At 41.5% G+C, this 10,543-nt stretch carries 10 protein-coding genes and 2 pseudogenes; 4 read left to right on the plus strand and 8 right to left on the minus strand.

Translation table 11 applies throughout. The features are described 5' to 3' along the window. Positions 1-63: 63 nt before the first annotated feature. The 3 genes and pseudogenes from O9332_RS26250 (at position 64) to O9332_RS26260 (ending at position 645) form a co-directional block, all read left to right on the plus strand. Positions 64-282, plus strand: coding sequence for a hypothetical protein (locus O9332_RS26250; RefSeq protein ID WP_288027991.1), 219 nt, complete (start codon positions 64-66; stop codon positions 280-282). After that, positions 231-446: pseudogene (locus tag O9332_RS26255) on the plus strand (IS701 family transposase); the annotation flags it as partial. The gene O9332_RS26250 and the pseudogene O9332_RS26255, both read left to right, overlap by 52 nt. Beyond that, positions 433-645: a winged helix-turn-helix transcriptional regulator gene (locus O9332_RS26260; RefSeq protein WP_269464993.1), complete on the plus strand. Its 213-nt coding sequence runs from the start codon at positions 433-435 to the stop codon at positions 643-645. The pseudogene O9332_RS26255 and the gene O9332_RS26260, both read left to right, overlap by 14 nt. Here the strand turns inward: O9332_RS26260 and O9332_RS26265 are convergent. The 4 genes and pseudogenes from O9332_RS26265 to O9332_RS26280 form a co-directional block, all read right to left on the minus strand. Then, entirely contained in the window at positions 642-1,070 is a 429-nt protein-coding gene (locus O9332_RS26265) for a hypothetical protein (protein ID WP_002759720.1), read from the minus strand. The genes O9332_RS26260 and O9332_RS26265 overlap by 4 nt on opposite strands. A gap of 47 nt (positions 1,071-1,117) precedes the next feature. After that, entirely contained in the window at positions 1,118-2,779 is a 1,662-nt protein-coding gene (locus O9332_RS26270) for a purple acid phosphatase family protein (protein WP_288027993.1), read from the minus strand. Positions 2,780-2,855: 76 nt separating this feature from the next. Further along, positions 2,856-4,598: an ABC transporter ATP-binding protein gene (locus tag O9332_RS26275; protein WP_288027995.1), complete on the minus strand. Its 1,743-nt coding sequence runs from the start codon at positions 4,596-4,598 to the stop codon at positions 2,856-2,858. Between the two features lie 131 nt (positions 4,599-4,729). After that, positions 4,730-4,999 (minus strand): annotated as a pseudogene (locus tag O9332_RS26280) (aminotransferase class V-fold PLP-dependent enzyme); the annotation flags it as partial. A gap of 215 nt (positions 5,000-5,214) precedes the next feature. On the opposite strand from O9332_RS26280, the gene O9332_RS26285 reads away from it, so the two are divergent. Beyond that, complete coding sequence (locus tag O9332_RS26285; protein WP_002759715.1) at positions 5,215-7,323, plus strand: NACHT domain-containing protein; 2,109 nt, start codon at positions 5,215-5,217, stop codon at positions 7,321-7,323. Between the two features lie 328 nt (positions 7,324-7,651). Here the strand turns inward: O9332_RS26285 and O9332_RS26290 are convergent, their stop codons facing one another. From O9332_RS26290 to O9332_RS26305, 4 genes are all read right to left on the minus strand, one after another. Continuing rightward, positions 7,652-7,918: a type II toxin-antitoxin system RelE family toxin gene (locus tag O9332_RS26290; protein ID WP_002759714.1), complete on the minus strand. Its 267-nt coding sequence runs from the start codon at positions 7,916-7,918 to the stop codon at positions 7,652-7,654. A gap of 1 nt (position 7,919) precedes the next feature. Beyond that, positions 7,920-8,201, minus strand: a complete 282-nt coding sequence (locus O9332_RS26295; protein WP_002759713.1) for a hypothetical protein — start codon at positions 8,199-8,201, stop codon at positions 7,920-7,922. Between the two features lie 226 nt (positions 8,202-8,427). Further along, positions 8,428-9,672: a M23 family metallopeptidase gene (locus O9332_RS26300; RefSeq protein ID WP_002759712.1), complete on the minus strand. Its 1,245-nt coding sequence runs from the start codon at positions 9,670-9,672 to the stop codon at positions 8,428-8,430. Positions 9,673-9,717: 45 nt separating this feature from the next. After that, on the minus strand, positions 9,718-10,431 hold the full coding sequence (locus O9332_RS26305; protein WP_288027998.1) for a biotin--[acetyl-CoA-carboxylase] ligase: 714 nt from the start codon (positions 10,429-10,431) through the stop codon (positions 9,718-9,720). Positions 10,432-10,543: the final 112 nt, after the last annotated feature.

Consider the following 10,543-nt stretch of genomic DNA (forward strand, 5'->3'; position numbering starts at 1 on the left):
GAGTGATTGGGGGGAAAATTTAGGGATTTTTTCCCTGAAAATTAGGTAATTGACCACCTGAAAATGGGTAAAACCCCACACCCCACACCCCACACCCCACACCCTGCCCCCACGAAAAACTTTTTCAGCAGCCCCTATTTAGGAGGATTATTAGGGGAAAGTGAGAGGAAAAACCTCCCTCAAATGGCCAATAATGCCGTCGGAGTAGTTTATAACCGATTACATCACTTTATTTTATCTTGGTGTTTTGTGCCTATACATTTATCCTGTGGCATAAGTTAACTGGGGGACTGCAAAGGCGGTGGACGAATCGACCTTTAAACACTTTTGTGGAAGCTTTGGAAGCTTTTCGGACAGCGATGTCTTTTCGTTTCTTTAGGTGGCTGACCGAGAATCAGGATGTGTTTGCCGCTTATCAAGCCAGTTTCGGCTTTGTTTGGGCTTAAAATTTGTTTAAGTCCCATTAGTCAAAAAGTTCTCACCCAACAACTGAGGGAATTAGAGTTAGATGGACTGATTCACCGAGAAGTTTATCCAGAAATTCCTCCCAAAGTTGAATATTCTTTAACCGCTTTCGGAGAAACCCTGAAACCGATTATTCTGGAAATGCACCAATTAGGAATTGAGAAAAATGCCAGACTTTAAGGTTTCAAATTTCCTCCTCGAATAAACCAAGTAATTGTGGCACTGGTAAAAGCAGTGATAGCGACAATAGCTATTTGTTTCCAGTTTTTTAATTCCCCAACTTTCTCGATTAAATCGGGAATTTTTTGGGTTAATACTGCTTGGGATTGAATTGTTCCTTCAATTTTAGCCGTTATAATTTTCACTTCCGTGATTTCTTTGTGTAGGTTAACAAATTGCTTGTTATTTTCTTCTCTCAGGGTTTCTAGTTGTTTGCGATTATCTTCCTTTAGCGTATCAATTTGCTCGCGGGTTTCTTCTCGCAGGGAACTTATTTGCTCGCGGGTTTCTTCTCGCAGGGAAATCATCTGCTCGCGGTTTTCCTGTCGCATTGCCGAGAGTAAGTCTTTCAATTCTTGAATATCATTGCTAGTAACAGTAGTCATACAATTAACCCCAAGAGAATCTATTTAACCGGCACTCTTTGATTTTATTATATTTCACCTACGCTAAAAAGGTCAAATTCATCAAATTTAATTACCTCGGAGTCAGGATAACGGGTATCAAAACGATAACTGCTCACGGTTGCTTTTTCTGTATCTAAAATGCTAAAAACCGTCAGATCATTACTGGCAATATAGGGTAAAGGTTGATTAACCCAATCCACTAGAGGAGCAATATTCGGGATAATTGCTTCTAATCCATTAGGATTACCGATGGCTGCATAATTTCTATCGAGGGGTACAGGACGTTTTTTATCACCTAAATAAGCAGCATAACTATTACCAACGTTAGAAGATTCGAGAAAATTCATACCCTTAGGACTAAGAAAACGATTCCATAAATGAGAATGACCATAAAAAACTAAATTAACCTTGGCTGATTCTAATAAGGGAATTAGATCACGAATAATATAATCATTTTCTTGGGGATAATCATAACGTACTGAGCTAACTTTTCCCGTGGTATCCCGTTGAATTGTCGGCACGGGATCGGTGTAGGGTGGAACGATATTTCCTCCTAGGGTATGGGGAGGATGATGAAACATAACTACTTTATATTTAGCCTCTTGAAATTCTCGACTATTTAACTCTTTTTCTAACCATTGATATTGAGGACTACCCTGAGCAATTGGCTCAAAAATATGCTGACCGTAACCCCATCGGTCGGGTCTATCTAAATCTCTTTGATTTTCGTAATATCTTCCCGTTGCACTGGGTTCTAAATTGGGATTTCTCCAGATATTAGTAACATATAAAACCACTAAACGAATATCGCCAAAGGTTAGAGAATAATATTTATTTTGAGGCAAAGAAAAAATTTCTTCGTAGGTTTCTGTGTTGAAAGCATTATTTTTTAACCAGGTTTCATTAATTACTGCTGTATCCTCTGCTAGTTGTTTAGCAATAAACTGAGGAATAGCATCTTCAAACTGTTCATTTAAACCTATAGAAGTAGAAAATCTGCCCATAACTTCATGATTACCAATAGCAGGAAATAAGGGCGCATTTTGAATAATTTCTCCCCCTTTATAAATAGTCTGAATACCATTCTTTGTCAGAGTATAATTGGCACGACCTTGTAAACAGGGAAAGAATGCCCCACCGCGAATATCATCAAACCATTCGGAAGCTCGATCGGGTATATTAACTAAATCTCCTGCTAAAAAAACTGCATCTACCTGTCCAATAGTTTCGCTAACTTTTTGTAAATTAGCGGCAGTCATGGGCATTAATTGATGATCGGAAGTGAGCAGAATTTTGAGATTAGTTCCTTTTTTGGGTCTTGGGGTAAGGGTATAAATATCACTTCTAATCGCTGTATTTTCCTGAAAACTGGTGACTTGATAGGGAATCCTTTCCCCGGGATTTAAATCAGTAATTTCGGCCTGATGTCGCCAGATTTCTCGAGCGGTTAAAGATTGATAAGCTTCAACGGTTCTCGATTTTGCATCTTCTCTAACTCTAGTTAATTTGCTAGTGCGAGCGAGGGCAATTTTCTCTAGTTTTTCCCCGTAGCGCACCTGATGACGAGTGCCAAAAAATTCCGTAAACCAAATCACTTGTACTGATGTTTCGGTGGGTAATTGTAAAAAAGGTTCGGTTAAAAGTTGATTCTTGTTCATTGTCGCTAAAAGATAACTGCTGTGCTGCATTTAAACGGTCTTAAGGAGTAATTGAGATAGTCCACAGCTTAACTGGCAATAACTGGCAGATTCCCTATTTTATCGGCTAATGTAAAACCTTAGATTCTAACTGCTGCTGTTGCCAGAGATTTTGATAGACTCCGGGGACTGCGATTAACTCCTCGTGGGTTCCTATCTGGACAATTTCTCCGCGATCCATGACAAAAATGCGATCAGCAGTGGCAGCGGCCGATAATTGATGGGAGATAAAAATCACGGTTTTTTGGCTTTCTTGGCTGATATTTTCCAAAATAGCTGTAGCCGTTTGATTATCGACGCTAGATAGGGCATCATCAAGGATTAAAATCGGTGCTTGGATGGCTAAAGCGCGCGCTAAAGAGGCCCGTTGACGTTGACCACCGGAAAGAGTAATCCCACGTTCTCCCACTAAAGTTCCGTATTTTTGCGGGAAATTCTCGATTTCCTCCTGAATTCTCGCTTGTTTGGCCGCCGATTCCACTGCCGAAAAATTCAGCAGCGGATCGCCATAACGGATATTATCTTCAATGGTGGTACTAAATAAAAAACTTTCTTGGGGAACATAAGCGATCGCTTTTCGCAGCTCTTCCAGGGCAATTTGAGTGACATCTTGATCATCAATAAATAACTGTCCCTCAGCAATATTCAAAAGACGGGGAATAGCGTTAGCAAGGGTAGATTTTCCCGATCTGATCGCACCGACGACCGCTACCGTTTCCCCCGGATTAATGGTAAAAGAAAGAGATTTTAAGGCGGGTTCCTTAGCATCAGGATAGAAAAAAGTCAAGGCTTTGGCGGTAATTTTTCCTTGAATATTTTTTAAGTGAATACAATCGGCATTGTCTTTAATTTTAGCCTCGGCTAATAGGATAGTTTCCAGGCGATCTATACTCACTTCTCCCTGTTGGTAGGCAGTAATAGTGAAACCTAATAAAGCAGTGGGAAAAACTAATCTTTCTGCCAAAATTAACAGAGCAATAAAGTCCCCAATGGTGATATTACCCGCTATAATTTGTCTAGTACCGAGAGCAAGCAACGCCAATAAACTGACATAGGCCAAAGCTTCAATCAGGGGAAAAAGAAAATTACGAGTCTGGACTAAATCTAAATTAGCCTGTAGTAATTTGCGATTTCTTTGCTTAAATGCTAGGCGCTCGTTACCTTCTTGGGCATAAATTTTAATCAGAGTAATACCACTCATATCCTCTTGAATTAAATCGCTCAGATGCGAGAGTTTTTCTTGTACTTTTTTCTGTTGCCGCTGCAGACGACCACTAAATAACTGCACAGCAATTAACATCAAAGGATAGACAGAAATAGCGGCGATTGAAAGGGGAATATGAATCGCTAACATTACAGGCAAAGTTAACCCATAGGCAAAAAAAGTATTAGCCAAACTGAGCAAAGCAAAACCCACCAGACGACGGATATTATCCACATCGCTAGTGGCACGGTTGATTAAATCTCCTGAAGTTTGCCGAGAAAAATAGGCAGGTTCAAGGGTTAATAAATGCTGAAAGATTTTTTGTTTAAGCTCGAACTCTACCTGACGACCGATCCCGAATAACAATACTCTGGAAATCATGCGGATAAACCACATAGTCGAGGCTAAAGCGACAATTAAAATCAGATAATAAATGATTTTTTGAAAGTCAAAGGATTTACTCAAATCATCGATGCTATCCCGGATTAAAAGCGGTATATAAACACCCAAAAGATTAACAATAAGCAGAGCAACTACCCCCCCAGTTACTATTTGCCAATGGGGACGTAGATAATTTGCTAGTTTTTTAATGCGAGAATAAGCCATATTCAGTTATCAGTAATCGGTGATCAGTTATCAGTTAGAATAGGGAACAGGCAAAAGGGGGAATAGATAATCAGTGGATTATGAGATGCGGCCACATTTCCCACCCAAGAATTTTTATTTTTTCTCCTTAACATTAGAACCAGCCTTGGGCGGTTTACCGGGGGGCTGATCAATTTTAGCTTGATAGCCGTACCGCCAGAAGTGAAGATAATCTGGTCTGAATTGGCATTAATTAACCCTGCTACCTGTTCTCTGGCCATTTCGATGACTGTCGCCCTATCCTGTCCCCAACTGTGTAAACTGGAGGGGTTGCCCCAATGATGCCGGAGAATAGTGGCAACCCGCTCGATCACTTGGGGATGAGTGGGGGTAGTGGCACTATAGTCAAGATAAATTTGCATTATTTTACAATCTGAGAAATGAGAGTCAAGACAGGCAGCTATTCTCAGTTTAGCCGTTTAAGAGATTAGAAAACGGTTTTCCTTAAGAAACCCGGTTTCTGGGTTGTTGAGAAACCCGCTTTCTGGGTTGTTGAGAAACCCGCTTTCTGAGTTGATGATGAGAAACCCGCTTTCTGGCTTATACTAAGCGTCAGAGGGTTTACAGGGGTTAAGTTATGACAGGAATTGAAACAACCATTGTAACGGCATTGACTAATAATTTTATTGGTCAAATGATTAAATCGGGGTGGGAGGGTATTAATAAAAATGAGTTATTGAATAAAGATGTCGGGCAGCTTATCAAAGAAGGAAAGTATCTTTTTTTGCGGGAATATACTCAACGTTACTGGGAGCGGCACGGCATGATTAAGGTTTTAAAAATGTCTAAGCCGATGGATTTGGAGTCAATTTATATTAATGTCAAATGTTTGGGTAATTTAGTCAGGGATTATTATGATGAAAATTTAGAAAATAAATATCGTGAGAGTAAGCAGCGACGGTTTAACTTTAGGGATGATGGTAAAAAAGATGGTTTACTTTTGGCTAATCAAGAACAATATTTAATGGTACTTGGTGATCCCGGTATTGGTAAATCTACATTTTTGCGAAAAGTTGGTTTAGAAGCTCTCAAGGGAAAGCAAGGCAGTTATCAGCATCCTCTAACACCTGTTTTACTGGAGTTGAAAAACTTTAAAGAGAACGAGATTAATATTCAGGCATTAATTGAAGAGGAGTTTAAAATCTGTGGTTTTCCCAATGTGGAAAAAAATATTAGCAATAAACTAGAAAAAGGGGAATTACTAATTTTATTAGATGGTTTGGATGAAGTGCCAACAGCTAATGTGAATAATGTAATCGAGAAAATCAAAGATTTTGTAGATAGGCATCATAAAAATCGTTTTATTCTCTCCTGTCGCACTGCTGCTAGAACTCATCTTCGACAATTTACCGATATTGAAATTGTCGAATTTGATGATCAGCAAATTCAAAGTTTTATTGAACATTGGTTTAGTTCGGAATTAGATCGGAAAAATGAGACGGCTAAAAATTGTTGGGAACTGTTGCAAAAGGAGGAGTATAAAAGTGCAAAAGAGTTAGCCCATACACCGTTATTGTTGACTTTTTTGTGTTTGGTTTATGATAAAAATCAATCTTTTCCCACAAATCGCAGTCGCCTTTATCAAGATGCGTTACGAATTTTATTGGAAACATGGTCAGCCGAAAAACGTTTACCTAATCGCGGTTTAGTTTATGAAAATCTCAGTATTGAGCAAGAAGAAATTTTGCTATCTGAAGTCGCTTATCAGAATTTTGTAGCAGATAAACTTTTTTTAGAAAAACGAGAAATTGTTAATCAAATTAAAGATCACCTTAAACAAAACTTAAATGCTCCGCAACATCTGGACGGAGAAAAAGTATTAAAAACCATTGAAATTGAACAGGGAATTTTAGTAGAGCGGGCGAGAAATATCTATTCTTTTTCTCATTTAACCCTTCAGGAATACCTCACGGCTCAGTATATCTATGACAATGATTTGATTGAAGAAGCAGTTAAGAATTATGTAACAGAAACTCGTTGGCAAGAGGTGTTTTTGTTAGTGGCGGGTTTGATGCGAGGGAAAGCCGATAAATTGTTATTAGCAATGGAGAAAGAAGCCCATAATTATCTTACAACGCCCCTCGGTCAAAAATTAGTGCCGATTTTGCAATGGGCAGATGAGATGACTAAAGATTCTGTTGATAGTCCGATTAAACCTGTAGGAAGAAGAGCGCTCGCCTATTGGCTCTTCATCGCCTACGCCAAAGTCATCCCCAACGTCATCGGCATCGGCACCCTCATCGGCATCCCCATCACCCACAGCATCATCATCGCCTACGCCTACGCCCCCGAGATCGCCTACAACATCTCTGGTATCCTCTTTACCTTCAACTTCATTCATGAGTTTGTCCGGTTAGTTAAATTATTTGCTCAGTATCGAATTGTTTCTAGGGTTAATTTTTTCCAATTAATCGCTGATTTAGAAGCTTTAAAACAAATTATTCCTGATGATAAAGCAACTAGAAAAGAACATCAAGAATTTTTTTATCAATTATTTAAAATCTCGAATACTGCTTTTAATTTAACGCCTGAATTACTTAATTTATCCACCCGCCAAGAAATTAGCGAAATAGACAAGCATTATTTTTATATTAATCGCCTGATTCTCGACTGCCAAAAAGTGGCTGTTAATATTTCCCCTACCGTCTGGCAAGAAATCGAAGAACGAATGCTCCGCGTTCCTTAACTTCTACTTTTTTTCTCAAATTTTGCCTTTCCAATTGGATGAGATTAGCGAATATTAACACTATGAGGATTGGGAGCTTCAAAAACCTTGCATTACCATTTTTATAGAACATAGGGTTTGCTGAAAAAGTACGGGCGAAGCATTCGGATAGAAAATCTACGGTTTCACCGATAAGTTATTGTCCGAATGCTTCGCCCCTACAGGACGCGGAACCATGAAGACGCAAGGTTTTGAAGCACGATTCTCTCAAAATCTTGCACCCGTTTCGCGAGAAAAGCCACAAAACCCTTACCTTGCCTACATTTCACATTTATTCAGCAAGCCCTATTTATTGGCGGTAAGCTTGACTGCGATGTTCAATCAGCAAGACGATAACTTGAGACTGACTATCATCAACGGTATAGATAACCCGATAGTCTCCAACGCGGAAGCGATACTTCCCAGCAAATTCTCCCTTTAATGCTTTAATTTGAGGGTGATTTTTCGGTGTTTCTTGAAGGAGTTTTAAACACTTAGCAATCTTCTTTTTTAAGATTGGATCCGCTTCAGAATAAACTTTATTTGCTTTAGCTGTCAAACGGACTTTATAAGTCATCTCAGCTTTCCCAATCAATGAGGCAACCTGATTGTAAATCCATTTCAGCTTCTTTCAAATGTTCCATAATATTCGGGATTGCTCTAATTTCTTGCGTTGCCTTTTCACTTTCTTTATCTGACAAATAAGCGGCAAATTCTAGAATCATCTTTAAATTTTCTACTGATAGGGTTTGTAAATATTGTTGAATCTTTTGCTGCATTAAATCGACCTGTACTAATGTTTCAGAATCTAAAAAATCTTCTGGAGTCGAGGGATTTACTTCAACGTCAGTTAGAGTCATATTTAATCAAGTGCTTCTCTCAAGTTTATTATTTGTATCTTAGCGTGTATCCTGTCTCCCGTCTCCTGTCTCCTGACTCCTGACGACCGACTCCTTACCCCACAGTTAACTTTACTTTTGTCCAACTACTTAATACTGCGAATGTATGAAAACGCATCAATTGGGCAAAAGCTCAACGATGCGTTTTTAAGCTCCAAAAACTGCTATGGTTGTCAGCCGAGACCAATTAATTCTGATTAGGGTCAGTGGCTGCGGCCATTTGCATTCTCTGTACCAGATTATGGAGGGCTAATTCTAGATGTAAACCGGCATCTACGGCGGTCCAACCCTGTTCCGTTAGGTGTCGCCATTCAAAGTGTAGGTGCGGACCGGTAGAAAGTCCCGTACTACCCACACGACCGATAACTGCGCCCTGTTCCACCCATTCTCCCGGTTTGACAGTAATTTCCGAAAGGTGGGCATAACGAGATTCTTGACTACCATCGAGGTGACGTAAAATCACCGTTAATCCGTAACCTCCTAACCAGTCGGCGGTGGCCACTTCCCCTGCGTAGGCGGCTAATACAGGTGTTCCCATAGGTGCGCCTAAATCAGTACCCGCGTGCATGGCCCGATTCCCGCTGACTGGATGATTTCGCCACCCGAAAACCGAGGTAATTTGGGCAGGAAGGGCGAGGGGAAAGAGTAAATCCGTGCGTTGAGTTGGGTTAGAATCCGTGGGACTTAAACGGGTGGCCCGCTCATAGGTGGTCGCTTCGCTGATTGCTTCCACTTCTGCGCGAGTCACCGGGGCCAAAGCTAATTTTACGCCATTCCATTCGGGGGGATTGAGGGCCACCACCTGACTCGCAATCACCGTCGGGGGTGCCAGACGTACCGGGGCGCTAGAAGCCACGAGAGTGGGGGCATAACGACGCAGGGAATTATTAGCGATAACCGGCTGATTTCGGGGCTGCCGTCCTACCCGCACGGCTGGATTAGGATTGAGACGCACCCGGGCCAGATTAACCGGGGGTAAGGGTTTGGCCACAGTGCTGACCGGCTGGCGACGGGAGGCCCGGGCCGCCAGATTACAGCTACCTCCTACCAGTTGACCATTTTGGGCGATCGTTTGGCAACCACTGCGGCGCTCGGTGACGACAACGGAACTGGGGGGGTTAAAGTTTCTGGTATCGATAAAGTTATTTTTACCGCCGGCCCGGGGGGCAAGGGTAGGCATATCGGTTTGATGGTTTTCGGGGATAGCCAGACGGGGGGCAGGATTAGTATTTTCTTTGATAACGGGGGCTTTCAGAGTCGGGGCGGCATTTTCCACCACTGGGGTTTCGCTGCCAGTTTCGGAATTAGCGATCGCATTGGGAGCAAGAGTAATCAGACCGCTGATTACTAAACCGAGACCACTGCATAAACTCAGCTTCTTTTTTAAGGATTTTCCGAGAAAAAGTTTCAATATCACCGATGAAGGATACATAGGGCGGCCTCACTTCTCACAGTTTAGTCAAAAAAATATTTAGACTCAATTATAGCCGAGACTGACCCTACCCGCCGGTAGATAGATTTCGCTACTGGCATTGTCCGAGGTGAGTTTAACTTTTAATTCCCCTTGATCGCTTACCCCCGTTATTATGCCCTGATAGCCCTCGAAAACTATCTTTTGACCAAAATTGGCAAAAAGTTCTAAGTAGGAGGCTAATAAGGCTTTTATGCCGTGATTACAGTAATATTCATAGCCGTATAGGATAGCATCGCTGGTGACATCGGTTAATTGAGCGATCGAGGTGATTTTATTGCCGGCCAAAGCTTGTAAATTAATGCCCGTGGGGGGGACGGGATTAGCCCAATTGATGCCCACTCCGATGACTGCTTGCGGGATGTTTTGGCCTTGAATACGGGTTTCTAGGTTAATTCCCCCTAGTTTGCGCCCTAATAGGACTAAATCGTTCGGCCATTTGATTTTAACGGGTATTTCTTGACAATTCAGGTGATGAGCGATGCCCCAAACTGTAGCGAGAACGAGATGGGCAGATTTATCCACCTCTAAATCCAGATTTAACGCCAAAGATAAATATAATCCTCCCGGTTCAGAAATCCACTCCCGTCCCCATTGTCCTCTCCCGGCACTTTGTTGACTAGCAATCACCACAAAAGGCGGATTTTCCCCCGATTCTAATAATTGCCAAGCTTGAGTATTAGTGGAAGGTAATAGTTCAAAGTGATGGATTTTGGGCATAAATGGGAAGTGGGGAAGTGGGGAAGTGGGGAAGTGGGGAGATGGGGAAGTGGGGTGTGGGGTGTGGGGAGATGGGTGTAGGGTGTAGGGTGTGGGGTGTGGGGTGGGGGGT

The organism is Microcystis sp. LE19-10.1B, from assembly GCF_027530565.1.
Classification (GTDB): domain Bacteria; phylum Cyanobacteriota; class Cyanobacteriia; order Cyanobacteriales; family Microcystaceae; genus Microcystis; species Microcystis aeruginosa.

Coding starts and splice junctions, on each gene's coding strand:
- O9332_RS26250 (WP_288027991.1), top strand. CDS start 64: ATGGGTAAAACCCCACACCCCACACCCCACACCCCACACCCTGCCCCC.
- O9332_RS26265 (WP_002759720.1), bottom strand. CDS start 1,070: ATGACTACTGTTACTAGCAATGATATTCAAGAATTGAAAGACTTACTC.
- O9332_RS26270 (WP_288027993.1), bottom strand. CDS start 2,779: ATGCAGCACAGCAGTTATCTTTTAGCGACAATGAACAAGAATCAACTT.
- O9332_RS26275 (WP_288027995.1), bottom strand. CDS start 4,598: ATGGCTTATTCTCGCATTAAAAAACTAGCAAATTATCTACGTCCCCAT.
- O9332_RS26285 (WP_002759715.1), top strand. CDS start 5,215: ATGACAGGAATTGAAACAACCATTGTAACGGCATTGACTAATAATTTT.
- O9332_RS26290 (WP_002759714.1), bottom strand. CDS start 7,918: ATGACTTATAAAGTCCGTTTGACAGCTAAAGCAAATAAAGTTTATTCT.
- O9332_RS26295 (WP_002759713.1), bottom strand. CDS start 8,201: ATGACTCTAACTGACGTTGAAGTAAATCCCTCGACTCCAGAAGATTTT.
- O9332_RS26300 (WP_002759712.1), bottom strand. CDS start 9,672: ATGTATCCTTCATCGGTGATATTGAAACTTTTTCTCGGAAAATCCTTA.
- O9332_RS26305 (WP_288027998.1), bottom strand. CDS start 10,431: ATGCCCAAAATCCATCACTTTGAACTATTACCTTCCACTAATACTCAA.